Raw genomic sequence first — 25,771 nt, 5'->3', positions numbered from 1 at the left:
CTATGCAGCGAACAATCGCGGTGTTCCCGCGTCCTTCTCGATCAGGGAGAGGATGTGGGGCCTCATGTGGGCGGCGACTGCCGAGAAGACCGGGACGGCCACGGCGTTCCCGAACTGCCTGTAGGCCTGTGTGTCCGAGACCGGGATTTTCCAGTCGGAGGGGAAGCCCATGAGCCGAGCGCACTCGCGGGGGGTGAGGCGCCGAGGGTTCTTTCCCTCTCCCCTTGAGACAAGAATCTCCGAACCGTCCTTGTGGTAGCGCGCGGAAAGGGTGCGGGCCACGTCATTGGGGCCGACGAGGCCGAACCCGAAACCGTTCCCGGCTGCCTTGTGCTTGGCGGCATAAGCTTGGAGGTAGGCCCACAGGTTGTCTGTAAGCGTGTATTTGTCGGCGACCTTGGCTTTTTTTCCCTCGGTGAATGGGGCCTCGGCCTCCTCGCTACCGTCCTCGGGGTGCAGGATGGACGAGAGCCGTGGCCCCTCCTCGGGAAGCTCGAGATCGTCGAAAGAGAAGCCGGTGTCCTCGCGGAAACCCACGATCACGATTCGCTCGCGATGCTGGGGGACGAAGCGCTTTGCGTCGATGACCTTGGCTTGGACGGTGTAGCCTAGTTCGTCCCGCAGCGTCCGCAGGATGACGTCGAACGTGCGGCCTTTGTCGTGGCTGAGCAGGTTCTTGACGTTCTCGAGCAGGAAGGCTTTCGGCTTTTTGGCTTCGATGATCCGGGCAACGTCGAAGAAGAGCGTTCCCTGCGTCTCACAGGCGAAACCGTGGGCCCGGCCGAGCGAGTTCTTTTTCGAGACTCCGGCGATGCTGAAAGGCTGGCAGGGGAAACCTGCCAGAAGGACATCGTGCTCGGGGACCTCGTCGGCATGGACCTTTGTTATGTCGCCGTTCAGTTCGTGGTCTTTGCCGAAGTTGGCCTCATAGGTCTTTTGCGAGTAGGTGTTCCACTCGCTCGTGAAGACGCAGCGGCCGCCGTTCTGCTGGAAGCCGAGGCGAATGCCCCCGATCCCCGCGAAAAGGTCAATGAAGGTGAAATCGGCTTCCTGGCGCTTGTCGAGGACTGGGGGCGGGGTCGCGCTCTTCGTGCGCAGTAGTTCGCGGATCGCAAGTCCGACCATTGCTGGAGGTGGGACCTTGCCGCTCTCCCAGCGGGAGACTGTCTTCGCATCCACGCCGAGAAGGTCCGCGAGGTCTTTCTGTGTCCAAGCCTTGCGCGCTTCGGCAAGAATATTCTCGATCTCCATCGGGTCGCCCATTTTTTTCTCCGCCGTCGCTGGGAATAATGGCGGACATTATGACCACAAACAGTCCCATTGTCTATGCGACACTGTATATATAATCAGTTTTATTGAACGGTGCGTGGATGGGGTTCTACATATGGCGAGGGGGGGGGCTTTGGACCAATTGGCGGATAAATCGCTAGTACGCAGCGAAGTACGCATGGAAAACGCTGTTTTCGGAATTGTGCTCAGGCTTATGACTCACAGAATCTAAGCGGCTGTGCCAACTAACGGTATGACTTCTGCTCCGGTTTTCAGTTTGTCCAGGTAGCTCGCCCAGTCCTGCATCATTTTCTTTCGCTCGGGTAGGTACTCTGCGCGGTTGTAAGCTGCGCGAACTTGGTTTTGCTCCGAGTGTGCAAGTTGACGCTCGATAACGTCATGCCGGTAACCTTGCTCATTCAGGATCGTGGAGGCCACAGAACGGAAGCCGTGTCCAGTCATGCGGCCTTTGAAGCCCATGCGAGCGAGGGCATAGGTAACTGTATTCTCTGAAATTGGACGGCTACGATTCGTGGTCGACGGAAACAATAATGATCCGTTGCCTGTGAGCGTTTTAAGTTCCTGCAGGATGGCAATAACTTGCTTGCTGAGTGGAACGATGTGTGCCTCTCGCATCTTCATGACTTCGGCGGGAATGCGCCACAACGCTCCATCCAGATCGAATTGCGACCATTCGGCAAACCGTATCTCTTTCGTGCGCTGAAAGGTGTATGCCAGCAACTGCATTGCGACTTTGGTAGTTACCTCGCCCCGATAATTGTCGATGCTACGCAGTAGCTCTGCATAGTCTTTGGGGTCGGTAAGCGCAGCGTAATGCTCAGTCTTGACTGTTGAGAGCGCACCATGAAGGGCAGGGGTGGGGTCGGCGCCTACTGTGCCAATGCTCATTGCAAAGCGAAAGATCGCGCCACAGTGCTGTTGGATACGGTGCGCCATGTCGACAGTGCCACGCTTCTCGATGGCTCGCAGCATGGAAAGAAGCTCGGGGGCGGTTATGTCTTTCATTGGCTTGCTGCCTATTACCGGAAAGGCGTGGCGTTCAAGGCATGCCTTCGTTTTCCGGGCGTAGGTGTCAGACCACTCTTTGCCCTTGATCTTCATCCATTCACGCCCGGTGGCTTCAAAGGTGTTCTGCTGGTCAATCTTTCTTTCCAGCTTCTCTTGCTTGCGCTGAGCGCAGGGATCGATTTCTTGAGCTAACAGCTTTCGTGCGGCATCGCGTTTTTCTCGGGCGAGGGCGAGTCCGGTGTCAGGATAGGTGCCAATGGCGAGCGTTTGTTGTTTTCCGTCGAATCGGTAATTCATCCGCCATAGCTTCCCGCCATTGGGCCGGATCAACAGGTACAGGCCTTTTTCGTCAGTCAGCTTGCGGGCCTTCTCAGACGGTTTGGCTGTACGGATTGCAACGTCGGTCAATGCCATGTCTTGCCTCCAATTTGGCTGTTTTCAGGGTGTGTACCATCACCCCTGCAAAGTACCATCAGAAATACCATCACCGCTGATGGTATTTCATGGATCAACTTTAGACCTTGTTGGACGACTGGGCAATAAAAAACCCCGCCGGAGCGGGGTTTTCAGGACTTCGATGACTTTCATCGGAGTGGTATTTGGTGCGTCCTGACGGGGTCGAACCGCCGACATTCGCCTTGTAAGGGCGACGCTCTACCAACTGAGCTAAGGACGCGAAAGGGCGCGCATTATAACCAATATCCGCCCGGCGTCGACTTTTTATTCGGAGGTCTGGCCGAAGGCGGGGCAGGGAATCGACCATTGAATTTCTATCGATTCTGATGAATCATCTCCTGTCATGGTTGCCCGTCTCCTCCATCCCGCCGCCGCTGTATCGACCGACCGCTTGCAGCTTTCCGAACTCATCTCGGCGCTCAGTCACGCGCTGGACATCACGGAAGGCCAGCCGGAGGGGCATTGCGTACGCTGTTGCTGGATCGGCATGCATATCGGCCGACAGATCGGGCTCGATGACGATGCCCTGTGGCATCTCTACTACACACTGCTGCTCAAGGATCTCGGCTGCAGCAGCAACGCGGCGCGCATCTGCGAGCTGTACCTGACCGACGATCTCGCCTTCAAGCGCGATTTCAAGACGGTGGGCGACAGCCTGCCGCAAGTGCTCGGCTTCGTGCTCGGCCACACCGGACTCAAGGCGCCGCTGGCCGAGCGTTTCCGCAGTGTGCTGACGATCTTCAAGGACGGCCGGCAGATCGCCGATGAGCTGATTTCGACGCGCTGCCACCGGGGGGCCGATATTGCCCGTCAGCTGCGTTTTCCGGAACGCGTTGCCGCCGGCATCTTCAGCCTGGACGAGCATTTCAACGGGCAGGGACGCCCCGATGGCTTGGCCGGCGAGGCGATCCCGCTCTTTTCGCGCATTGCACTGCTCGCCCAGGTGGTCGACGTTTTCCATACGGCGGGCGGCCGGCAGGCCGCGCTGGCTGAGGTGCGCGGGCGTTCCGGCAGCTGGTTCGACCCGGCGTTGGTCGCCGCTTTCGAAGCGGTGGCCGTCGCCGAGGATTTCTGGGCGAAGCTGGCCGATCCCGGGGTGATGACTGCGGTGCTCGCTCTGGAGCCGGCGGCGCATGTCGTCGAACTCGATGACGATTATCTCGACGACATTGCCGCTGCCTTCGGCCAGGTCGTCGACTCGAAAAGCCCCTACACCAGTGGTCACAGCGCCCGTGTCGCGCTGTATGCCGACCTGATCGCCGAAACCCTCGGCCTCTCGTTGGAACGTCGCCGCTGGCTGAAGCGTGGCGCGTTGTTGCACGACGTTGGCAAGCTCGGCGTCAGCAACAGTGTGCTCGACAAACCGGGCAAGCTCGACGCCGACGAATGGGCGGCGGTGCAGGCGCACGCCGCCTACACCGAGGCCATCCTGATCCGCATCAGTGCCTTTGCCGAACTGGCGGTCGTTTCCGCCGCCCACCACGAGCGGCTCGATGGCCAGGGCTATCCGCGCGGCCTGACGGCAGAGCAGATCACGTTGGAAACCCGCATCATCACGACGGCCGACATCTTCGATGCGATCACCGCCGAGCGTCCGTATCGCGGCGCCATTCCGATCCCGAAAACGCTTGAGATGATGGCCGAAAACGTCGGTACCGCCATCGATCCCGCCTGTTTCGCGGCACTGAAGCAAGCCATCGACCGCCTGCCGGATGCCTTCTGCCGGTAAAATACGGCTTTTGCTCGCCGGCCGCGCCGGACAAGGTTTCTTCGCATGACTATTGAACAGAAAGTGCCGACCGTCGGCATCGTTTCCCTTGGCTGTCCCAAGGCAGGTTCCGACACCGAACGCATCCTCACCAAGCTGCGCGCCGAGGGCTACAACCTGTCGCCCAATTACGACGATGCTGACCTGGTGATCGTCAACACCTGCGGCTTCATCGATGCCGCCGTCGAAGAATCGCTCGATGCCATCGGCGAGGCGCTCAACGAGAACGGCAAGGTCATCGTCACCGGCTGTCTGGGCGCCAAGGGCGATATCGTGCAGACGACGCACCCGGCCGTGCTCGCCGTCACCGGCCCGCACGCCGCTGACGAGGTGATGGGCTACGTACACCAGCACCTGCCCAAGCCGCACGATCCCTACACCGACCTCGTGCCGCCGCAGGGTGTGCGCCTGACGCCGGACCACTTCGCTTACCTGAAGATTTCCGAAGGCTGCAACCACAGCTGCACCTTCTGCATCATCCCGTCGCTGCGCGGTCCGCTTGTCTCGCGCCCGGTCGGCGATGTGCTGGCCGAGGCCGAGAACCTGGCCCGCGCCGGCGTCAAGGAACTGCTGGTCATCTCGCAGGACACCTCGGCCTATGGCGTCGATCTGAAGTACCGCACCGGATTCTGGGGTGGCAAGCCGGTGAAGACCCGCCTGAAGGAATTGTGCGACGCGCTGTCGCAATTCGGCATCTGGGTCCGCCTGCACTACGTCTATCCCTATCCGTCGGTCGATGACGTGATTCCGCTGATGGCCGAGGGCAAGATCCTGCCTTACCTGGATGTACCCTTCCAGCACGCCAGCCCGAAGATCCTCAAGGCCATGAAGCGCCCGGCCTCGGCCGAGAACACGCTGGAGCGCATTGCCAAGTGGCGCTCGATCTGCCCGGAAATCGTCATCCGCTCGACCTTCATCACCGGCTTCCCCGGCGAGACGGAAGAGGATTTCGACCAGCTGATCCAGTTCCTCGAAGATGCCAAGCTCGACCGCGTCGGCGCCTTCGCCTACTCGCCGGTCGAGGGGGCGGCCGCCAACGACCTCGGGCTGATCCTGCCGGAAGATGTCCGCGAGGATCGCCGCCGCTGGCTGATGCAGGTGCAGGAAGACATCTCCGCGGAAAAGCTCGCTGCCAAGATCGACACGGTGATCGAAGTGCTGGTCGACGAGGTGGACGAGGAGGGTACCATCGCCCGCTCCAAGGCCGACGCACCGGAAATCGACGGCCTGGTCTACATCGATGGCCATTTCGATGCCCAGCCGGGCGACTTCCTGCAGGTCAAGGTCATCGACGCCGACCACCATGACCTCTACGCCCAGCTCGCCTGACCTGATCCCAACCCTTGTCGGCATCGTCGGCGCCGCGCAGGTGCTGACCGAGCCGGCCGACATCGCGCCTTTCGTCAACGACTGGCGTGGGCGTTACCGGGGTGCGGCGCGCTGCGTCGTGCGGCCGGGCAGCGTCGAAGACGTGGCGGCAGTGGTCAGGGCCTGCGTAGCGGCCGGCGTGCCCATCGTGCCGCAGGGCGGCAACACCAGCCTGTGCGGGGCGGCGACCCCCGATGCGGCCGGGCAGGCCGTCGTGCTCTGCCTCGGCCGCCTGAACCGCGTGCTGGCCGTCGATACCGGCAACAACACCATCACCGTCGAAGCCGGTTGCACGCTGGCGGCAGTACAGGAGGCAGCGTACGCGGCGGGACGCCTCTTCCCGCTCGCCCTGGCGTCGGAAGGCAGCTGCCAGATTGGCGGCAACCTCTCCACCAACGCCGGCGGCGTGCAGGTGCTGCGCTACGGCAACATGCGCGAACTGACGCTCGGCTTGCAGGTCGTGCTGCCCAGCGGCGAAATCTGGGATGGCCTGCGCGGCCTGCGCAAGGACAATACCGGCTACGACCTCAAGCACCTGTTCATCGGCGCCGAAGGCACGCTCGGCGTCATTACCGCTGCGGTGCTCAAACTCTATCCGCTGCCGGCCCGGCAAACCACGGGCTGGCTCAATGTCGCTTCACCAGCTGCCGCCGTCGACCTGCTCACTGCCGCCAAGGGCGCCTTCGATGCGCAATTGACTGCCTTCGAACTGATCTCGGAAACCGCGCTCAGCCTGGTGCTGCGCCACATTCCGGGGGCCTGCCGGCCGAGCGGGGTCAGCCCGTGGTACGTGCTGGCCGAGTTTTCCGACGCCGATCCGGAGACGGTCGAACAGTGGCTGGCGGCGCGCCTGGCAGACGGTGCGGTGATGGATGGCACGCTGGCCCGTTCCGAAGCCCAGGTCCGGCAACTGTGGGCGTTACGCGAGACCATTTCCGAAGCCCAGAAGATCGAGGGCGTCAGCATCAAGCACGACATCGCGGTGCCGGTATCGCGCATTCCCGAGTTCCTGCACCGAGCCGATACTGCGTTGAGCGAGGCCTACCCGGGCATTCGCGTCGTCGCCTTCGGCCACGTTGGCGACGGTAACCTGCATTACAACCTGTCGAAGGCCGATGCTCAGGATAACGCGGCCTTCATGGCTGCCCAGCCGAGGGTCAATCTTCTGGTTCATGACCTGGTGCATGCCCTGAATGGCTCGATCTCGGCCGAACATGGCCTGGGGCAACTGAAACGCGAGGAAATCCTGCGTTACAAGAGCCCGGTCGAAATGGCACTGATGCGCAGCATCAAGCAGGCACTCGACCCGGCCGGCCTGATGAATCCGGGTAAGCTGATTTGATTCGGTGTTAAGTATCACAAATCTCGGAAGTAACAAAATTGCGTTCATTGGTATAATAGGCTCCTCGTCATGAAGGAGTCTTGCCGATGGCGCCGTCGAATCAGGAGCACATTGCACAACTGCTACCCGCAGATCACCGCTGGTTGACTGTCGAATTGCTCGAGCCCGGCATGGTGCTGGCCAGGCCCGTGGTGGCAGTAGCCAATCGCGTGTTGTCGTTCAAGCTCGGCGAAGGAAGCGAGTTGACGCCGTCGATGATTGGTCAGTTGTATGCGCGTGGCATCGAATGCGTCGCGGTCGCCATCCCGCCGCCGGACGAGGTTGAGATGGAGGCCTGGCGGGCGCAATGTGCCGCTTATGCCCAGCGTCTCGATATCATTTTTTCCGACGGCCAGGGCGGTATCGATCCGTCTTGCCGGCCGCTGTATGACCTGTTGCTCACCCAGGGGCCGCAGCGATGACGAACCGGATTACGCCAGCCCTGATCCCGGATATTGCCACGCGCCTGCCAGCCTTTCCCCGCGTCGTGCCGGAACTGCTCGACCGCCTGCAAAGCGATACCATTTCGGTGGACAGCCTGGTGCACATCGCTCGTCAGGACTCAGTCATTGCTGCCGCCATCCTGTCGGCTGCCAACGGCCTGCGCCGGCTGCGCGCCCAGCCCGATACCGCCGACCTGTTCGCGGCCGCCTCCCTGATCGGGACCAACAAGCTGAAGCAGATCATCGTCCGGATCGGACTCAACAAGCTACTCAGTGAGGGGAGCGGTCAGGCCTTCTTCTTCGAGCACTCGCTGGCAGTCGCGATCGTTTCGCAGGAGCTGGCACAACTGGTCCCCGGTGTGTCGCCGGACGAAGCCTACATCGCCGGCATCCTGCACGACATCGGCCAGCTGGCGTATTTTGTCGTCGATACCGAGGCCTATCGTCGTGTGCGTCATCAGGCCATTGGCGATGGCCTGTTGCTGGCGCACGAGGCTGCCGCCTTCGGCCTTGATCATGCCGAAGTCGGGCGACTGCTGACCAGCCACTGGCAATTACCGACGAGCATCCTGCAGGCCATCGGGCGACACCACGAGACGGACGGCATCTGGCATAGCAAGCTGGAGGCCGTGATCAACCTGGCCGAAACGCTGAGCCGGGCGCTCGACATTCCCGCCTCGCCGCATAACCGGGTGCTGTCGTTGAATGCGGCGGCGCTCGACTATCTCGGCCTGAACTGGGCGATGCCTGAAATGGCCGACCTGATCGGCCGCAGCCGGGCCCGCTTCACCTACGCTTGCAGTTAGCGCCCCCTGAGTCGACGTTCGCTTGCGCGCAGGGCAGGGCGCTGGCCGAAGGTACAGCCAGGCCCCGGCCTGGCTGTCGACCTCGTCGCAGAGCGTGGGCCTGTCGATCTACTGGCGGCCGATCGGGGGAGCAAGACGGGCAATGACGATCGAAACGGCTGCGGCGTGCAGCCGTTTGCGCTAGAGAAGGTCGCGCCGCCGGGCCAGGCTGTACGCGTCGTTTGGCCGGATCAGTTCAGGGCCTTGCCCTGACTGGCGGCGAACAGGTCGGCAACGTCCTGGGCTGAGAAGCGGTAGGTCCGGTTGCAGATATCGTCATTGATGACGATCTCGCCATGCTCGGCCAGGATGGCCTCGGCGTCGGCCCGGCCGATGCCGCGGATCATGTCGCGCACCTTCTCCCAGTTTTCCGGGCAGTGGTAGGTCACCGGCAGCGGGTCGTAGAGGCGGATGCCATGTTCGGCGATGTCTTCGTGGAACAGGCGGCCGAGCAGGCTTTCGGCGTCGAGTTCGAGCAGTTCCGCCGTCTTGACCGTGGACGCCAGCTGGGTGACACGGTGCCAGCCGTCCGGGTCGCGCTGGTCGGCGTCCGGCATTTTCTGCAGGAAGAGGCAGCAGGCCGCCTGGCGGTTGGCCGTGGCGAACAGGCGCGATGGCTGCTGTTCGGATTGCTCCAGGTAATGCTCGAAAATGGCTGCGATGCTGTCGCCGACCAGTGGCACGTAGCTCTGGTAGGGCTGGCGGGCGGTCGGCAGATCGAGGCTCATCAGCAACTGGCCACCCTGGTGGGCGCCGAGCAGATCGGGCACCGGTGCCGGCAGGACGACCGGGTTGCTGCGTGCCATGCCGCGCATCTGCAATTGCTCGTTGCAATCCATGACCAGCATCTGGACCGGACCGTTGCCGCGCAGTTGCAGCGTCAGGCGGCCGGGTTGCTTGAGCTGGGCAGCGATCAGTGCCGTGACGGCGGCTGTTTCGCCGAGCAATTGGGCGACGGTCGGTTGGTAATTGCGGCCGGCCTGCATGCCCTGCCAGGCATCGCCGAGGTGAACGATGGCGCCCCGGATATCGAGGCCTTCGAAGAGGAAGCGGCGAACGAAACTGGCGCTCATTGGAGTTGCTCCGCGTAGGTTTCCGGGGTGAAGCCGACGATCAGCCGGCTGCCGGTATCGAGCACCGGGCGTTTGATCAGTGCCGGATATTGCGCCATCAGCGCCAGCGCCTTGGCTTCGTCGACATCGGCACGCTCCGCCTCGCTCAACTTCTTCCACATCAGGCCGCGCGTGTTGAGCAGCTTCTGCCAGCCGGCCTTCGCCGCCCACTCGGGGAGGTTGGCCTCGGCCACGCCGGCTTTCTTGTAATCGATGAATTCGTAGGCGATACCCTGCCCGGAAAGCCAGGTCATCGCCTTCTTCATGGTGTCGCAGTTCTTGATGCCAAATAGTTTGATCATGGTTATATTCTCGGTGGGATGGAGAATTTTAGCATTCACGAATCAGGCGCAACGGGCTGGCCAAAGAGGATGCATGGCGAGCGGGGTTGTGACGGAAGCGCACCCGTTTCGGCCGGGTGTTCGACAGGAAGTCAACAATATTGCCAGTTTGTTTTATGGTGCTTTTAAATTCATATTGATGTTGAATTTAATATTTAACTGCCCTTGCCTATGACTCCGGATCCACTTGTTCGCCACAAGGTCACGGTGACCGGCAAGCCCGATGCCGCAAGGACGATCGTGTTCATCAATGGCATCGGCACCGATCAGTTGGTCTGGCGTCATGTCACACCGGCTTTCGCGGCGGAGTACCGCATCGTCACCTTCGATCATGTCGGCAGCGTGCCGTCCAACTTCGCCGATTTCCGCGGTAATCAGGTGCGCTACCTCAACGCGAAGGGCTATGCGCTGGATCTCCTCGATATTTGCACGGCGCTCAATCTGCCGGACGACACCTTGCTGGTCGGTCACTCCCTTGGGGCGGTCACCGCCATGCTGGCCGCGGCAAGGCAGCCGGGGCGGTTCGGCCAGTTGATCCTGATCGGGGCTTCGCCACGCTATCTCGATGCCGACGACTATACGGGCGGTTTTACGAGCCGCGATATCGAAAAGGTGTACGAGGCGCTCCGGCTCAACTACCGCTCCTGGGCCGAGGCGTTCGCCGCACACGCGATGGGGGCCGCTCACGGCCAGCCGACCGACAGGATGGCCGACGCCCTGGTCAGCGTTCCCGAGGACATGATGCTGACCACATTGTGCGCCGTCCTGCAGGGCGATCATCGGAGCATGCTGTCGCAGTTGAAGCTGCCGACGCTGATCGTCCAGTCGCGGGTCGATTACTTCGTGCCGCTGGCGGTGGCCGAGTACCTGCAACGGCAGATTGCAGGCAGCGAACTCGCCGTGATCGACGCCGAAGGGCATTTGCCGCACATCTCCGCGCCGGATGCCCTGATCGCCGTCATGCAGCGTTTCATGGCCGCTCATGGCTGTCCTCCGGCAACACCTCCTGGCGCAGGGGCGCCGGGCGAGGCTGCGTGAGCTTGCGCCGCCTCTCTTCCTACCTGGTGAGCCTGATCTGGCTCTGCATGGCCCCCTTGTTGTTGCTTGCCGCCTGGTTGGCCAACGACCAGTTGCGCGAACAGGAATCCCGCCATCTGCGCGAAGCAGCCGATCTGGCGCGCAATATCGCGTCGACGCTGGATACGCGGCTGCAGTGGTATGTCAATGGCCTGAACGCGCTGGCGCTGTCGCCCCGGATCGACACTGCGGCGGGTTGGCCGGAAATCTTCGAGGAAGCTCGGCGATTCCAGAAAAGTTTCGGCACCCATGTTGCGCTGGCCGATGCGGAGGGACGGGTGCTGTTCACCACGCAGCAGCCATTCGGCAGCCCAATTCCCAGGCTCCCCGTCCCGCAGGGCAAGAGTGCTGCTCGCAGTGCGCTGAATACCGGTCGGCCGCAGGTTGGTGATCTGGCCAAAGATGCGTCCTTGCTGGCCGTCGCCGTGCCGGTATTGCGCGATGGCAGGTCGCCGCGCCTGGTGCTGTTGAGCATCCTGGAGACATCATCGCTCCAGGAGCGCATCGAGCAGTTTGTGTTGCCAGCAGGGTGGGCGTTGAGCCTGCTCGATGGATCAGGCGCCGTTATCGCCCGTCGGGCGCCACCGGGCACCGCGGTTTCCCCTGCGCTGGCAGATGATCATCGGTTTGCCGTTCCCCTGGAACAGGCTGCCTGGCAGGTCGTCATCGAAGTGCCGGTATCTGCCTACCAGGAGATCACGAGTCGGGCCTTCTGGCCGCTGGCCTGGTCCATCCTGTTCGCCTCCGCCCTCGGTTTCGTTGGCGCGATGCTCGCCAGCCGGCGGCTTGCCAGGCAGATACGCAGCCTGGCCGACCCGGCCGGGGCGCCGCGCGTGCGGCTTGATATTGCGGAAATCGCCAGCGCCAGGGATCTGCTGCGCCAGGCGACGGACGAGCGTCGGGCCAGCGAGATACGCTTCCAGCGCTTGTTCGAGCTGATTCCCCTGCCACTGGTTTATGTTGCGCCGGATGGTCGATTTTTGGCCAGAAACGAGCGTTTCATGCAGGTTTTCGGCCATCAGCAGGAAGATCTTCACTGCCTGGAGGACTGGTGGACGTTGGCGTATCCCGATCCGGATGACCGTCAGCGTGCCCGGACAGCCTGGGAAGCGGATGTGGCGGCTGCCTTGCGCGATGGTTCCGACATTGTGCCAAAGGAGTATCGCATCACCTGCCGGGATGGTAGCCAGCGTGACATGGTCGTTTCCGGAATCGCCATGCCGGAAGGCTTTCTGGCCACTTTCTACGATGTCACCGAGCGCAAGCGGACCGATGCCGCATTGCGCGAAAGCCAGGAACGCCTGCAGTTGCTGATCGACCATGCGCCGGCGTCGCTTGCGATGTTCGACCGGGAGATGCGCTACATGGCGGTCAGCCGCCGCTGGCGGGACGATTACCGTCTGGGTGAGCGCGACTTGATCGGCCAGTCGCACTATGTGATTTTTCCCGACATTCCCGTGCGTTGGCGGGCGGTGCATCGTCGTGCCATGGCGGGCGAAGTGCTGAGCGCCGCGGCTGACCGCTTCGAACGGGCCGATGGCGGCGCGTTGTGGCTGCACTGGGAAGTCCGCCCCTGGCACAAGGATGACGGCAGTATCGGCGGCATCGTCATCTTCACGGAAGACATCACGGAGCGCCGGTTGGCGGATGGCGCGGTGCGCAAATTGTCGATGGCTGTCGAACAGAGTCCGGAGAGCATCGTCATTACCGATCTGACCGGCAACATCGAGTACGTCAACGAGGCAGTCGTCCGGCAGACAGGCTACGCCCGCGAGGAGCTGATCGGCCGTAACCCGCGTGTTCTGCATTCCGGCAAGACGCCGGCGGAAACGTATGCCTCTTTGTGGGATTCGCTCCAGCGTGGCGAGACCTGGAAAGGCGAATTCTGCAATCGGCGCAAGGATGGCAGCGAATACACCGAATTCGCGATCGTCACACCGATCCGCGGCGAGGACGGGCAGCCGACGCATTACGTGGCGATCAAGGAAGACATTACCGAGCGCAAGCAAGTCGCCGCCGAATTGGCCGCCTACCGCTTCCATCTCGAAACCCTCGTCGCCGAGCGCACGGTCGAACTCGAGCGGGCGCGTGAGCTGGCGGAGGCGGCCAATGTGGCGAAATCCGCCTTCCTGGCCAACATGAGCCATGAAATCCGGACGCCGATGAACGCCATCATCGGCCTGACGCACTTGCTCCACAAAGAGGCAAGCAGTCAATCGGATATCGCCAGGCTGGACAAGATTGCCGGTGCTGCCGAGCATCTGCTGGGCGTCATCAACGACATCCTGGATCTCTCGAAGATCGAGGCCGGGAAGCTCCTGCTCGAAGTGCGCGATTTCTCGACGACGGAACTGCTCGACGAGGTCGCGACGATGATCGGTGAAGCCGCCTCCGCCAAGGGACTGCAGGTTGCGGTCGATCCTGGTGGTGCCGGCTGGTTGCGCGGCGACGTGACCCGCCTGCGGCAGGCTTTGCTCAATTTTGCCGGCAATGCGGTCAAGTTTACCGAACGCGGCAGCATCACGCTGCGCTGTTCGCTGCTTCAGGAACAGGAAGGCCGCTGCGAGGTGCGTTTCTCGGTCTCGGACAGCGGCATCGGCATTCCGGCGGAGGCCTTGTCGCGTCTGTTCAACACCTTCGAGCAGGCCGATGTCTCGACTACCCGGCGTTTCGGCGGTACCGGCCTGGGCCTCTCGATCACCCGCCACCTGGCCCGCATGATGGGCGGCGAGGCAGGTGCCGAGAGTGCCGTCGGGGTTGGCAGCACCTTCTGGTTCACCGCCTGGTTGACCCGTGGCCAGCCGACCGGCGACAGCCGGCCCAGCCCGCGCCAGCAGGCGAGCAGTGAGGAACAGGTACTGGCCGAGCATGCCGGCCGGCGGATACTGCTCGCCGAGGATAATCCGATCAACGGCGAGGTGGCGCTCGAATTGCTGCTGGGCGCGGGGCTGGTGGTCGATGTCGCCAGCAATGGCCGTGAGGCGGTCGACCGGGTCGTTGCCAACGACTACGCCCTGGTCCTGATGGATGTGCAGATGCCCGAGATGGATGGCCTGGAAGCGACGCGGGCCATCCGGGCGCTACCCGGCCGACAGGCGCTGCCGATTCTGGCGATGACCGCCAACGCCTTCGACGAGGATCGCGCCGCCTGCGAAGCGGCGGGCATGAATGGCTTCGTCGCCAAACCGGTGAATCCGCCGGCCCTGTTTTCGACCTTGTTCGACTTCCTGCCGCGACAGGCACCAGCGAGCCGTCCGGCATCCGTCGTGGCTGCCGTTGCGGCAAACGCCGGGGACGGCATCGATGCCACACTGCGCCGCCTGGCTTCGTGTGGGGCGGTCGATGTGGCCCACGGCCTGAGCATCCTGAAAGGCAAAGGCCAGCGTTTCGTCCAGCTCCTGAGGTTGCTGGACGAGCAGCATGGCGACGATCCCGGCAAGATTCGGCAGTGTCTGGAGGCCGGCGATCTGAGCGGAGCGCTGCACGTCGTCCATTCGCTGAAAGGCGTCAGTGCGACACTGGGGGCGGTGTCGCTGGCCGATTCGGCCGAACAGCTCGAAGCAGCGATGAAGGAGGTACGCGGCGATGCGCTGGCCGATCTGGAGCCGTTGATCGCCGTGTTGGCAGGGCAACTCGGCCGACTGCACGACGATCTCGCGGCGGACTGAGTCGTACCCCCCGATCCTGAACGGGTTGCCGCCTCACTTTTTCAGCTTGGCGAACGCCGCCGCCATGGCGTTGCCGGAGGGGGGCGGAGCATTGTGGCGGGCCTGTTGGCGCGAGAGCGGGGCACCGCGCTGGGTGCCGGCCTCGTGGCTCCGCCCCTTGCCCGGTTCGTCGCTCATGCGCATGGTCAGTGCGATGCGCTGACGCGGCAGGTCGACTTCCAGCACTTTCACCTTGACCACCTGGCCCGCCTTGACCACGTCGTGCGGGTCCTTGACGAAGGTGTTGGAGAGGGCGGAAACGTGTACCAGGCCGTCCTGATGCACACCGATGTCGACGAAGGCGCCAAACGCTGCGACGTTGGTGACGACCCCTTCGAGGATCATGCCGGGCTGCAGATCCTTCACCTCGGTGACGCCGTCGGCGAAGGTAGCCGTCTTGAACTCCGGGCGCGGGTCGCGGCCGGGCTTTTCCAGTTCCTTCAGGATGTCCTGCACGGTCGGCAGGCCGAAGCGCTCGTCGGTATATTGGCTGGCGTTGACGCTCTTCAGGGTGCGGCTGTCGCCGAGCAGTTCCTTGATCGGTTTCTTGAGGTCGACAATGATCTTCTCGACCACCGGGTAGGCTTCCGGGTGCACCGACGAGGCGTCGAGCGGGTTGTCGCCATTCGGCACGCGCAGGAAGCCGGCGGCCTGCTCGAAAGTCTTGTCGCCGAGGCGCGGCACTTTCTTGAGGTCGTCGCGCGTCCGGAAAGCGCCGTGGGCATCGCGGTAATTGACGATATTGGCCGCCAGCCCGGCATTGAGGCCGGAGATGCGGGTGAGCAGCGGCACCGAGGCCGTATTCACATCGACGCCGACGGCGTTCACGCAGTCCTCGACCACGGCATCGAGCGAGCGGGCCAGTTTGGTCTGCGACACGTCATGCTGGTACTGGCCGACGCCGATCGATTTCGGCTCGATCTTGACCAGTTCGGCCAGTGGGTCCTGCAGGCGGCGGGCAATCGAGACGGCGCCGCGCAGCGAGACGTCAAGCTCGGGGAATTCCCTGGCGGCGAGTTCGGAGGCGGAATAGACCGAGGCACCGGCTTCGGAGACGACGATCTTGGTCAGGCGCGCTTCCGGGTACTTCTTCATGACGTCCTGGACCAGCTTGTCCGTTTCGCGGCTGGCCGTGCCGTTGCCGATGGCAACCAGCGAGACGCCGTGCTGGCTGGCCAGGCGGGCGATGGTATGGATCGAGCCGGCCCAGTCGCAGCGCGGCTCGTGCGGGTAGATGGTTTCGGTGGCAAGCAGCTTGCCGGTGGCGTCGACGACGGCGATCTTGCAGCCGGTGCGGATACCGGGGTCGATGCCCATCGTGACGTGCTGGCCGGCCGGGGCGGCGAGCAGCAGGTCCTTGAGGTTGCGGCCGAAGACGCGGATCGCTTCTTCCTCAGCCCGCTCGCGCAGTTCGTTCATCAGTTCGAGTTCGAGGTGGGTGTAGACCTTGATTTTCCAGGTCCAGCGCACGGTGTCGGCCAGCCACTTGTCGGCCGGGCGGCCCTGTGCCTTGATGCCGAACTTGCTGGCAATGCGCATTTCACAGGGGTTTGGGCCCGGCTTGACGGCTTCTTCGTCGAGTTCCGAGTCGAGGACCAGCGTCACCGACAGCACGCCTTCGTTGCGGCCGCGCAGCAGGGCGAGGGCGCGGTGCGAGGGCATGTCGGCGATGGCCTCGGCGAAGTCGAACCAGTCGCGGAATTTGGCCCCTTCGGTTTCCTTGCCTTCGACCACCTTCGAGCGGACGAGGCCGTGTTCGTTGAGGTATTCGCGCAGGCCGCGCAGCAGGTCGGCGTCCTCGGCGAATTTTTCCATCAGGATCTGGCGGGCGCCGTCGAGCACCGCCTTGCTGTCGGCAAAGCCGGCCTCGGCGTTGAGGTATTTTTCGGCTTCCTCGTCCGGCGTCAGTTCCGGATTTTCCAGCAGGGCGAGCGCCAGCGGCTCGATGCCGGCTTCGCGGGCGATCTGCGCCTTGGTACGGCGCTTCTGCTTGTAGGGCAGGTAGAGGTCTTCGAGGCGCTGCTTCGTCTCGGCGTCGTCGATCTCGGCCTTCAGTTCCGGCGTCAGCTTGCCCTGTTCCTCGATGCTGGCCAGGATGGCCGCACGGCGGTCTTCCAGTTCGCGCAGGTAGCCGAGGCGCTCTTCCAGCGTGCGCAGTTGCGTGTCGTCCAGGCCGCCGGTCACTTCCTTGCGGTAGCGGGCGATGAAGGGCACGGTGGCGCCTTCGTCGAGCAACTGGATGGCGGCCATGACCTGCGACGGACGGACGTTGAGTTCGACGGCAATGCGGTGTTCGATGGGTGCGAGCATGGGTGCGGCGGAACGGCAAAAAAGGGGCGTGCACTATGCGCAATCCGGCTGGAAAATACAACCGCCGATGCTTGGTGTAGGATGTCCGGGCTAGTAATTCCAATCGAATGGAGGAGAGGGCTAATGAAAGTGGACACCTATTTGTTCGGCGCTGTCGAAGTCGATCCGGCCAAGGTCATCGAATTCCCGAACGGCTTGGTCGGTTTCGAGGAAAGCAAGCGCTTCATGCTGGTGCACGAGGACGACCAGGCTCAGCCGGCCAGCTACACGCTCCAGTCGCTGGACGAGCCGACACTGGCCTTCCAGATCGTCGATCCGGCGTCGCTCGGCTTTCACTACGAACTCAACCTGAGCGATGCCGAAACCGCCTTGCTCAAATCGCCGGCCCCCGAAGACGTGCAGGTCATGCAGGTGCTGTTCAAGCAGGAGGATGGCGGCCAGTCGCAGATCACGCCCAGCTTGCGTGCCCCGCTGCTGATCAACACCAAGGCTCGCGTCGGCCTGCAGAAAGTCATGGAAACGCTGCGTTCCAACATCACCCTGAGCAACCTGGCCAGCGCCGTCTAAGCGCCCGCCGGATCGATCAGGCAAGCCCGCCGGGCGGTCACCGGCGGGCTTTGTCGTTTACGGGGTGGCGGCTTTGCCCGGTTTCAGCCGCTTGCTGATTTCGCCATCGCAGGCATTGGCCACCCGGTCGTATTCCTCCGGCGTATCGATCAGCGCCTGGGCCGCCTCGACCTTGGCGATTTCACGCTGCACGTAGGGAAGCCAGCGCGTGTCGAGTTCCTGCTGCAGGCGGCGGGCCAATTGCCCGGCCTGCCCGCGCCAGGGGCTGCTCCCGGCGAAACGTCGGTTCAGGGTGGCGGTGAGGTCTTGCTCGATGGCCGCCAGATGCGCCTGGTAGGTCTCGACATGGCGCATCTCGTGGGCGTGGATTTCCTTGTAGGCACAGGTGTCGGGCGGGAATTCGCGGGCGACATGAACGGTCAGCGGCGCGAAGCCGTAGGTCAGCGTGATCTGCGGGCTGGCGCATTCCCAGCGGCCGTCGGCCGAGACGATCACCGGCGTCGTCGAGGCGAAGCGCACGCTGGCGTTGCCGCGGGTCAGCCCGAGTACCTGCTGCCCCGGTCGTGCCTTGGCGCTCCCCAGGTTGGTCAGCGCCCGGTAGCCGTAGCGGAGATTGAACTCCGGCGCGCTCTCCAGGCGCTTGACGACGACCGAGGGCTTGGGCAGTTCATCGCAGGGGTCGGCAGCCCAGGCTGGCAGGGCGGCCAGCAGCCCGAGCCAGAGTGGGCTGGTCCGGCAGGCGCTCACAGGGGTTCGAGCGTTGTCCGGTAGCGGCGGGCGTTGTCGACGTAGTGCTCGGCCGATTTCTTGAGTTTCGCCACATCTTCGTCGCTCAGTTCGCGCACCACCTTGCCGGGCGACCCGACGATCAGCACCTTGTCCGGGAATACCTTGCCTTCCGGAATCAGCGTATTGGCGCCGACGATGCAGCCCTTGCCGATCACCGCCCGGTTGAGGATGACCGAGCCGATGCCGATCAGGCTGCCGTCGCCGACCGTGCAGCCGTGCAGCATGACCAGATGGCCGACCGTGACGTCGTTGCCGATGTGCATTGGCACGCCTTCGTCGGTGTGCAGCACCGAGCCGTCCTGAATATTGGTGTTGTCGCCGATGTGGATCGGATCGTTGTCGCCACGCAGCGTGGCGCTCCACCAGATCGAGGCGTTCCTGCCGAGGCGCACGTCGCCAATCACGGTCGCGTTGGGCGCGACCCAGGCGTCGTTGCCGAGTTGCGGGGTCTTGTCGCCGAGTTTGAAGAGGGGCATGGAGTTCTCCTTGGACTATCGGGGTTTCTCGCCTGGCCGGTCGACCGCAGGCAAACCCGCACATGTTACGCTGACAGTCGCCTGCGGGGCATCGTCAAGGAGTCGACATGAATTTTCGCGCCATCAAATCGTGGCAATGGGTACTGATCGTCATGGCGCTGCTGGTGGCGCTCGACTGGGCCATCCGCCGCCCCGATGCCCGCACCCGCGAACTGAACCACATCCTCGAAACGCAGGCCAGCCAGAAGTTGAAGGATTACCCCTACCAATTCCAGGTCCTCCGGGTGGAAGGTACGACGGCGGTGATGACCACACCGCGCAATGTCGATGTGCCGGCCTTCCGCTTGCTCGGTGTGCTCTACCCGGAGATCAACGTCAAGGATGCCAACAACCCGGCCTTCATTGCCGTCCAGAACCAGCTCGGGAGGATGCAGGACGAGGCCAAGGACATCGTTCTCGCTCAGCCGGGCATCGAGCAGGTGCGTTGGGAACTCGACAAACAGTGGCTCCGGCGCAAGGGTATCGAGGTGCCGGATCGCTGAGCGTCAGCTCTTGGGGATGTCGCCGGCCAGCTTCTGAACGATCAGGCTGCCCACCATGTCGCCTTCGACATTGACGGCTGTGCGTACGGTGTCGAGCAGGCGGTCGATGGGCAGCAGGATGGCGATGGCCTCGGTCGGCAGGCCGACCGATTCGAGAACCAGCACCATCGACAGCATGCCGACGCTGGGAATGCCCGGCGCGCCGACGGCGCCAAGCATGGCGACGAAAAACACGACCATCTGGCTGGCCAGGTCGAGTTCGATGCCGGCCAGGCGGGCGACGAAGAGGGCGGCAGCCGCTTCGTAGAGGGCGGTGCCGTCCATGTTCATGGTGGCGCCGAGCGGCACGACGAAGCTGGCGATATCCTTTTTGACGTGCAGGTGCTGTTCGGTGCAGCGCAGCGTGACGGGCAGCGTTGCCGCGCTGGAACTGGTGACGAAGGCGGTGAGCAGCGCCTCGCGGGCACCCTTGAAGAAATGCAGCGGCGAAACGCCGGTGACCAGCCACAGGATGCCGGGCAGCACGATGGCTCCGTGGAACAGCGTCGAACCGACGACGACGGCGATGAAATGCCCGAGGCTGCCGAGCAGCGCGCCGTCCTGCGTGGCAACCAGTTGCAGGAGCAGGGCCGCGAGGCCGAGCGGGGCGAGATGCATGATCCAGCCGACGACCATCAGGCAGAGTTCCTGCAGTTCCGTCATCAGGTTGCGGATGTTGCGATAGCGCTCGCCCCCGACGACCAGTGCGATGCCGAGGAAGAGGGCGATCATCACGACCGCCAGGATCTCGCCATTGGCCAGCGCCTTGAACGGATTCTGAAAGAGGCCGCGCAGGAACTGGGCGATGTAGTCGGGCAGGGGCATCTGGCGCGTCTGGTAGTCGCGCGTCGCCTCGGCGAACATGGCCAGGTGCAGGCCCTCGCCGGGCCGGAAGAGGTGCGCTGCGCCAAAACCGATGACGATGGCGATGGCCATGGTCAGCACAAAAAAGGCCAGCGTCGTCGTCCACACCCGATGCATCTGGTGATGGGCGCGCAGATTGGCCACCCCGGTCACGATGGAGGCGAAGACCAGCGGCACCAGCACCATGCGCAACAGGTCGAGGAAGAGGTTGCCGGCCAGGCGGGCACCGTACAGCACGTGGCCGGCCAGCGGCGTCGCGCCCTCGGCGGCCAGCCAGCTGCCGCCGGCCAGCCCGAGCAGGCAGCCGAACAGGATCTGGGAATTCAGGGATGGGCGTCGCATGGCGTGATTCTAATGGCGTTGTCGTCGCAAGCGACGGCTGGCATGATCGCCGCTTCGACTGAAAGGAAACGGGAAATGAGCGATATTTCGGCCCTCACCGCCGCCGTGCAGGCCTTCCGCGATGCGCGCGACTGGCGCCAGTTTCACTCGCTGCGCAACCTGATCGTCTCGCTCAACCTGGAGGCAGCGGAGTTGCTCGAACTGACGCAATGGCGGAGCGATGCCGAAATCGACGCACTGCCCGACGATCCGCAGGCAGCCGAGGAATTGCGCGACGAATGTGCCGACATCCTGTTGTTGCTGTTGCTGGTTGCCGACAAGGCCGGCATCGACCTGACCGCGGCGGCCTATGCCAAGCTGCGCAAGAACGAGCAGAAATACCCGGTCGACAAGGCCTACGGTTCGCGCGCCAAATACACCCAGTTAGGCTGACTCGCTCTCCAGCACGTATTTCGCCCCGTCGCCCTGGGCCAGCAGTTCGGTCAGGCGGGGCAGGGTTTCGTGCAGCTTCTTCTCGAGTGTCCAGGGCGGATTGATGATGAACATCCCGCTGCCGTTCATGCCGAAACCGTCCTTGGCCGGCGCTTTCACTTCCAGCGTCGCATGCAGCCAGTTCTTCGCACCCAGTGATTTCAGGCGACCCGGCAGCTGGCGCGATTCGAGCTTGGCCAGCATCGGGTACCACACGGCATAGGTGCCGGTGGCAAAGCGCTTCAACGCCTCCTGCAGCGCCTTGATCACGGCCGCGTAGTCGCCCTTGGTTTCGTAGGACGGGTCGATCAGTACCAGGCCGCGCCGGGTCGGGGGCGGCAGCAGGGCCTTGAGGCCGGCGAAGCCGTCGCCTTCGGAAACGGTGACGGCCCGCCCGGCGCCCTTGAAGCATTCCTGCAGCAGCTTGATATCGGTGCTGTGCATCTCGAAAACCCGCAGGCGGTCGCCCTCGCGCAGCAGCTGGCGCGCCAGCCAGGGTGAGCCGGGGTAGTGCTTCAGCGGCCCGTCCGGGTTGAGCTGGCGCACCAGGTCGACATAATCGGTGACCGCCGGTGGCAGGCCCTTGGCGTCCCACAGGCGGCCGATGCCGTCCTTGTATTCGCCGAGCTTGGTGGCATGTGGCGATTCCAGCGCGTAGCGGCCGGCTCCGGCGTGGGTGTCGACGATCCAGAACGGGGCCGGCTTCTCGCCCATGTATTCGGCGATCTGGATCAGGATCAGGTGTTTCAGCACGTCGGCGTGGTTGCCGGCGTGATAGGCATGGCGGTAGCTGAGCATCGGGGGCCTGTGTCGGTGAGGTCATGCCCGCTGCGGGGCGGGTGAGGCGCGGATTGTGCAGTGTAGCGAGGGCGGCGGGCAAGCCGCAACGGCCGGCCGGCTGGCCGGGGCTAGTCGGGGATTTGTTCGAGGGTGAAGAATTCCAGCCCGTCGTTCGCCTCCAGGCAGCTGCCGAGCTGGCGATGCAGGGCCCGGCCGGGCAGCTGGATGACGATGCGCTCGCCAGCCCGGTAGATGCGCGGCGGGATGATCAGGCCGGCGAACTTGCCGTAGGCGGGCAGGCTGTGCAGGAAAATGGCGCGGCTTTCCTGGGCATCGGCACCGACGACCTCGACCACGCTGACCTGCGGCGACATCAGTTGCAGGCCGATCTCCAGCCGGACCTGCGACGACGCGATGCGGCGCACCAGGCAGACGTGGATCTTGCTCGATTCGCGTGGCTGCAGTGCGACGATGTCGCCAGCCCCGAGCGTTTTCTTCTCGCCCTTGATGAAGCGCAGGCGGAAACCGTCCGGACTCTCGTCGACCAGCGCCCATTCACTGGAAGTGAATTCCCGCCCGTCGTCGCGGCTGGCTGCATCGACCGCGCGCCGCGAGAAGGCGTTGCCGTCGACAAAGCTGATCACCGCAGCGAGCCCTGCGACGAGATCGCCGCGCGGCCGGAAATGGGTGCGGCTGAAGCGCCGCGAGCTCTTGCCGCCGATCGCGACACGCAAGGACTGCAACATGGCCGGCGCAGCGTTGAGGTCGGGTTCCACGGCCTTGCCGGGGCGTCGCGTCAGGTTGCGGTCGAGGGCGGCCAGCACCTGCGAGCAATCGACCAGCAGGCCGCCGAAGGTCGAGACACTGGCCGGCAGTCGCGACAAGGGGTAGCCGGGTGCGGCTTCGTCGGGCCGGACGAGAAAGCAGGAGTCGGGATGCTTGACCGCCGCCGGGTCAGCCAGCGCATCGCCGATGGTGGCGTAGGCAGCCAGTTGGCGCGAGCAGGCGTGGATGGTGTCGAGCTCGCTGCGCGGCAGCTTGCTCGGTTCCAGGTAGGCGAAGAGCAGGGCGCCGACATATTCGTGCTCGATCGGTGCCGTTTCGCCGTTGAGCGGCGTGTTCAGCGGCCCGCGCACGAGCTGGTAGAGGTCGTGCAGGCTCTGCCAGGAGGTGGCCGATGGCGCGGCGTAGGCGCGGTAGGCCAGCAACTGGCGCCGGGCGATCATTGCCATCGCGCGATGGATGTTGCGATGGAAGAGATGGCTCAAGCCGCCTTCCAGTTGGCTCTTGAGCATGCTCCGGGCGATGCCGGCGTAGGCAATGGCCAGGCCTTTCAGCAGGTTGTCGGCCTGCAGTGCCGCCGCCGTCACTTCGTAGGGCAGGGGCAGGACGGCCTGGCAGACTTCGTTTTCCAGGGGGGGGAGGGCTTGTTCTGCTTCGTGCCGGATGTCTTCCAGCAACTTGAAACGCATGTGCAGGTTGGGCTGCTGGCTGGCCGTGGGGAGCACGCTGGAGGCCAGCTTGGCGATGGTTTCCTGGGGCGACAGCCCGGCCACCGTGTCCAGCAGGCCACGGACTGCTGCGGTACCCTTCTGCTCGGCACTGCTCGGGCCGAACGGAAGCAAGTCGCGGAATATCTGCAGCGGCGAGTCCATGGTATTTGGGTAATTTTTGACGAACGAATTATCAGTGAAAAATGATTTATTTTCTGTGGAGAATTTCCGCCTTTCGTATACTTACGCGATGAATTGGTTCGAATTACTGCTTCTCTGTGCCCTGGGCGCCGCCCTGTGGTTCTGGCTGGACAGCCTGCGGGCGCGTGAAATCGGCATCGCGGCGGCACGCCAGTCGTGTGCCGAGGAAGGCCTGCAGTTTCTCGATGAAACGGTTGCCGGCCGTTCCCTGAAACTGGTTCGCGATGATGACGGCGTCCTCCGCTGGCAGCGGGTTTTCGCCTTCGAATACAGCGATACCGGCAATAACCGTTGTTCTGGCAGCGTGACCATGCTCGGCCATCAGGTCGAGTTGCTCCACGTCCGCCCCCACCTTTACGTTGTGCCGAGTGCTCATGAAACCCTCCATTGAAGAAATCGAATTCCACGGTATCGCCGCCCTGCGCCTGAATGGCCCGCAGGGCGCCAGTGCCGTCATCAGCAAGCTGGGTGCGCAAGTGCTCTCCTGGACTACGCCGGACGGCCGCGAGCGCTTGTTCCTCTCCGACAAGGCCGTGTTCGACGGCAGCGTCGCCATTCGGGGCGGCATTCCGGTCTGCTGGCCGCAGTTTGCCGGGCTGGGCGACCTGCCCAAGCACGGTTTCGTGCGAACCCGCGAATGGCAGGTCAGTGCCCGGCGCTGTGGTGACGACTATGCGCTGCTCACCCTCGAACTGGCCGATGACGAGGCGACCCGCGCCCTGTGGCCGCATCCCTTCCGCCTTGAGCTGACGGTGATGATCGAGACCGATCGTCTCGATCTCGAACTGTGTGTCGCCAATACCGGTACAGCCGCGTTCGCCTTCACCGGCGCGCTGCACACCTATCTGCGCGTCGTCCAGGTCGAGGATGTGACGCTGGAAGGGCTTTACGGCCACGATTATCGCGATGCCGCCAAGGGCGATGTCGTCGTCCGCGATACCGGCACGCACATTGCGGTCGAGGCCGAGATGGATCGCGTCTATCGCCGGGTCAAACGGCCGCAACTGCTGCAGGCCGGTAATCTCAGCCTGGCCGTGCAGGGCCAGGGCTTCCCCGATGTCGTGGTCTGGAATCCCTGGGTCGAGAAGTGCGCGACGCTGACCGACATGCCGGCCGATGGCTGGCGGCACATGCTGTGCGTCGAGGCGGTGGCCGAGCAGCCGGTCGTCGTGCCGGCCGGCGAGGAGTGGTACGGGCGGCAGACGCTGGTCGCCGTGTAAACGCCGGCAATTTTGATCTGCATTACGGTTGTCGGCAGTGGGCTGGGCTAGGCTCCTGCCGAGATCGGCCAGCCTGGCCCCTTTTTTCCGGAAATGCCATGAAAACCCAAGCGCTCAGCCTCGATAGCCTGTTCGACGCCCTGGCCGAAGGCTGGCGCGTTGCCAATGAAACCCGGGGCATCAGTATTGCCTACACCGCACTGTTTGTCGTCGGTGGCGTGCTGATCATGGGGGGGCTGCTGGCCCGTGGCTGGACACCTTTCGTCATCGCCGCGGCGGGGGCCTTCATGCTGGTCGGGCCGGCGGTGCTCGCCGGTTATTTCGGCATCGCAGCGGCGCTGGCGGCCGGGCAGCGTCCCGGCCTGGGCGACGTCGCAGCCGGCTTTGCCGGAGCCAGCCGGACGCTGTGGGCGCTGGCCCTGGTTTGCGGCTTGTTGTTCATGATTTTCGTGACCGATGCAGCGATCCTCTATGCCTACATGATCGGCGACGTACCGGTCTGGCTGGGCGAGTTGCTGCCGGTTGCAGAGGGCGTTTCGCGTTTCGTGCTGTGGTCGTCGGTGTCGGGCGGTGTCGTCGCCTTCCTGCTGTTCACCGTGTCGGCCTTTGCCGTGCCGCTGCTCTGCGAGCGTCGGGCGACGCTGGTCGAGGCGGTGGTGAGCAGCGTGCGGGTCGTCTTTGGCAATTTCTTCATCGCCATGGTCTGGGCGGTCCTGCTGTCGACGACTGTCATGGCCAGTATCCTCTTGCTGCCCCTGCTGCTGCTTACCTTGCCCTGGCTGGCCTACGCCAGCCGGGCGCTCTACCGGATCGCGCTGCCGGTCTGAGGGGGCGGGCTTCGCGGGTATAATCTCCGGTTTCCCCGATTTTCCCTGCCTGCC

The 25,771-nt window shown here is 63.7% G+C and carries 23 protein-coding genes and 1 tRNA gene; 13 read left to right on the top strand and 11 right to left on the bottom strand.

Going from position 1 to position 25,771, the window contains the following annotated elements; translation table 11 throughout:
* From dcm to K420_RS0114490, 3 genes are all read right to left on the bottom strand, one after another.
* Entirely contained in the window at positions 1–1,263 is a 1,263-nt protein-coding gene (gene dcm / locus K420_RS0114505) for a DNA (cytosine-5-)-methyltransferase (protein ID WP_027458700.1), read from the bottom strand.
* A 234-nt stretch (positions 1,264–1,497) separates the two neighbouring features.
* Positions 1,498–2,712 carry a tyrosine-type recombinase/integrase gene (locus K420_RS0114495; protein ID WP_027458699.1) on the bottom strand — a complete coding sequence of 405 codons (1,215 nt, stop codon included), beginning with the start codon at positions 2,710–2,712 and terminating at the stop codon, positions 1,498–1,500.
* Positions 2,713–2,898: 186 nt separating this feature from the next.
* Positions 2,899–2,974, bottom strand: a tRNA-Val gene (locus K420_RS0114490).
* A 123-nt stretch (positions 2,975–3,097) separates the two neighbouring features.
* On the opposite strand from K420_RS0114490, the gene K420_RS0114485 reads away from it, so the two are divergent.
* The 5 genes from K420_RS0114485 (at position 3,098) to K420_RS19830 (ending at position 8,520) form a co-directional block, all read left to right on the top strand.
* Positions 3,098–4,483 (top strand): HD-GYP domain-containing protein, encoded by a 1,386-nt coding sequence (locus tag K420_RS0114485; RefSeq protein WP_051453156.1) that lies wholly within the window; start codon positions 3,098–3,100, stop codon positions 4,481–4,483.
* A 45-nt stretch (positions 4,484–4,528) separates the two neighbouring features.
* On the top strand, positions 4,529–5,851 hold the full coding sequence (gene rimO / locus K420_RS0114480; protein ID WP_027458697.1) for a 30S ribosomal protein S12 methylthiotransferase RimO: 1,323 nt from the start codon (positions 4,529–4,531) through the stop codon (positions 5,849–5,851).
* The gene (locus tag K420_RS0114475; protein WP_027458696.1) at positions 5,826–7,232 is read left to right on the top strand and encodes an FAD-binding oxidoreductase; all 1,407 of its coding nucleotides are present in this window, start codon (positions 5,826–5,828) and stop codon (positions 7,230–7,232) included. The genes rimO and K420_RS0114475 overlap by 26 nt, the downstream gene beginning before the upstream one ends.
* An 86-nt stretch (positions 7,233–7,318) precedes the next feature.
* Positions 7,319–7,693: a hypothetical protein gene (locus K420_RS0114470; protein WP_157275109.1), complete on the top strand. Its 375-nt coding sequence runs from the start codon at positions 7,319–7,321 to the stop codon at positions 7,691–7,693.
* Positions 7,690–8,520 (top strand): HDOD domain-containing protein, encoded by an 831-nt coding sequence (locus K420_RS19830; protein WP_027458694.1) that lies wholly within the window; start codon positions 7,690–7,692, stop codon positions 8,518–8,520. The genes K420_RS0114470 and K420_RS19830 overlap by 4 nt, the downstream gene beginning before the upstream one ends.
* A 230-nt stretch (positions 8,521–8,750) precedes the next feature.
* On the opposite strand, the gene hslO is transcribed toward K420_RS19830, so the two are convergent.
* Positions 8,751–9,632, bottom strand: a complete 882-nt coding sequence (gene hslO, locus K420_RS0114460; protein ID WP_027458693.1) for an Hsp33 family molecular chaperone HslO — start codon at positions 9,630–9,632, stop codon at positions 8,751–8,753.
* Positions 9,629–9,973 carry an arsenate reductase gene (locus K420_RS0114455; RefSeq protein ID WP_035854859.1) on the bottom strand — a complete coding sequence of 115 codons (345 nt, stop codon included), beginning with the start codon at positions 9,971–9,973 and terminating at the stop codon, positions 9,629–9,631. The genes hslO and K420_RS0114455 overlap by 4 nt, the downstream gene beginning before the upstream one ends.
* A 210-nt stretch (positions 9,974–10,183) precedes the next feature.
* On the opposite strand from K420_RS0114455, the gene K420_RS19140 reads away from it, so the two are divergent.
* A complete protein-coding gene (locus tag K420_RS19140) occupies positions 10,184–11,050 on the top strand; it encodes an alpha/beta fold hydrolase (RefSeq protein WP_051453155.1) in 867 nt (288 codons plus the stop codon).
* A complete protein-coding gene (locus tag K420_RS19825; protein ID WP_051453154.1) occupies positions 11,047–14,757 on the top strand; it encodes a PAS domain S-box protein in 3,711 nt (1,236 codons plus the stop codon). The genes K420_RS19140 and K420_RS19825 overlap by 4 nt, the downstream gene beginning before the upstream one ends.
* Positions 14,758–14,790: 33 nt before the next feature.
* Here K420_RS19825 and K420_RS0114440 read toward each other — a convergent pair whose 3' ends face one another.
* The gene (locus K420_RS0114440) at positions 14,791–17,106 is read right to left on the bottom strand and encodes a Tex family protein (protein ID WP_027458691.1); all 2,316 of its coding nucleotides are present in this window, start codon (positions 17,104–17,106) and stop codon (positions 14,791–14,793) included.
* 123 nt (positions 17,107–17,229) lie between these two features.
* Between K420_RS0114440 and fliW the strand changes: the two genes are divergently transcribed.
* On the top strand, positions 17,230–17,673 hold the full coding sequence (fliW, locus tag K420_RS0114435; RefSeq protein WP_027458690.1) for a flagellar assembly protein FliW: 444 nt from the start codon (positions 17,230–17,232) through the stop codon (positions 17,671–17,673).
* A 57-nt stretch (positions 17,674–17,730) separates the two neighbouring features.
* Here fliW and K420_RS19130 read toward each other — a convergent pair whose 3' ends face one another.
* Positions 17,731–18,420: a hypothetical protein gene (locus tag K420_RS19130; RefSeq protein WP_051453153.1), complete on the bottom strand. Its 690-nt coding sequence runs from the start codon at positions 18,418–18,420 to the stop codon at positions 17,731–17,733.
* On the bottom strand, positions 18,417–18,938 hold the full coding sequence (locus tag K420_RS0114425; RefSeq protein ID WP_027458689.1) for a gamma carbonic anhydrase family protein: 522 nt from the start codon (positions 18,936–18,938) through the stop codon (positions 18,417–18,419). Before K420_RS0114425 ends, K420_RS19130 begins: the two co-directional genes overlap by 4 nt.
* Positions 18,939–19,045: 107 nt before the next feature.
* Here K420_RS0114425 and K420_RS19125 point away from each other — a divergent pair, with 107 nt between their 5' ends.
* Positions 19,046–19,480: a hypothetical protein gene (locus tag K420_RS19125; RefSeq protein WP_051453152.1), complete on the top strand. Its 435-nt coding sequence runs from the start codon at positions 19,046–19,048 to the stop codon at positions 19,478–19,480.
* A gap of 3 nt (positions 19,481–19,483) precedes the next feature.
* On the opposite strand, the gene K420_RS0114415 is transcribed toward K420_RS19125, so the two are convergent.
* Positions 19,484–20,725 carry a dicarboxylate/amino acid:cation symporter gene (locus K420_RS0114415; protein ID WP_027458688.1) on the bottom strand — a complete coding sequence of 414 codons (1,242 nt, stop codon included), beginning with the start codon at positions 20,723–20,725 and terminating at the stop codon, positions 19,484–19,486.
* 75 nt (positions 20,726–20,800) lie between these two features.
* Between K420_RS0114415 and K420_RS0114410 the strand changes: the two genes are divergently transcribed.
* On the top strand, positions 20,801–21,157 hold the full coding sequence (locus K420_RS0114410) for a nucleotide pyrophosphohydrolase (protein ID WP_027458687.1): 357 nt from the start codon (positions 20,801–20,803) through the stop codon (positions 21,155–21,157).
* Here K420_RS0114410 and K420_RS0114405 read toward each other — a convergent pair.
* Positions 21,149–21,994, bottom strand: a complete 846-nt coding sequence (locus K420_RS0114405) for a 23S rRNA (adenine(2030)-N(6))-methyltransferase RlmJ (protein WP_027458686.1) — start codon at positions 21,992–21,994, stop codon at positions 21,149–21,151. The genes K420_RS0114410 and K420_RS0114405 overlap by 9 nt on opposite strands.
* A 110-nt stretch (positions 21,995–22,104) precedes the next feature.
* A complete protein-coding gene (locus tag K420_RS0114400) occupies positions 22,105–23,631 on the bottom strand; it encodes a hypothetical protein (RefSeq protein WP_027458685.1) in 1,527 nt (508 codons plus the stop codon).
* A gap of 88 nt (positions 23,632–23,719) precedes the next feature.
* Between K420_RS0114400 and K420_RS0114395 the strand changes: the two genes are divergently transcribed.
* From K420_RS0114395 to K420_RS0114385, 3 genes are all read left to right on the top strand, one after another.
* Complete coding sequence (locus tag K420_RS0114395; protein WP_027458684.1) at positions 23,720–24,061, top strand: DUF3301 domain-containing protein; 342 nt, start codon at positions 23,720–23,722, stop codon at positions 24,059–24,061.
* Positions 24,045–24,890 carry a D-hexose-6-phosphate mutarotase gene (locus tag K420_RS0114390; protein WP_027458683.1) on the top strand — a complete coding sequence of 282 codons (846 nt, stop codon included), beginning with the start codon at positions 24,045–24,047 and terminating at the stop codon, positions 24,888–24,890. The genes K420_RS0114395 and K420_RS0114390 overlap by 17 nt, the downstream gene beginning before the upstream one ends.
* Positions 24,891–24,988: 98 nt before the next feature.
* Complete coding sequence (locus K420_RS0114385) at positions 24,989–25,717, top strand: DUF2189 domain-containing protein (protein WP_027458682.1); 729 nt, start codon at positions 24,989–24,991, stop codon at positions 25,715–25,717.
* Positions 25,718–25,771: the final 54 nt, after the last annotated feature.

It is taken from the genome of Dechloromonas agitata is5 (assembly GCF_000519045.1).
Lineage (GTDB): Bacteria > Pseudomonadota > Gammaproteobacteria > Burkholderiales > Rhodocyclaceae > Azonexus > Azonexus agitatus.
This window is presented reverse-complemented; position numbering and strand designations above follow the sequence as displayed.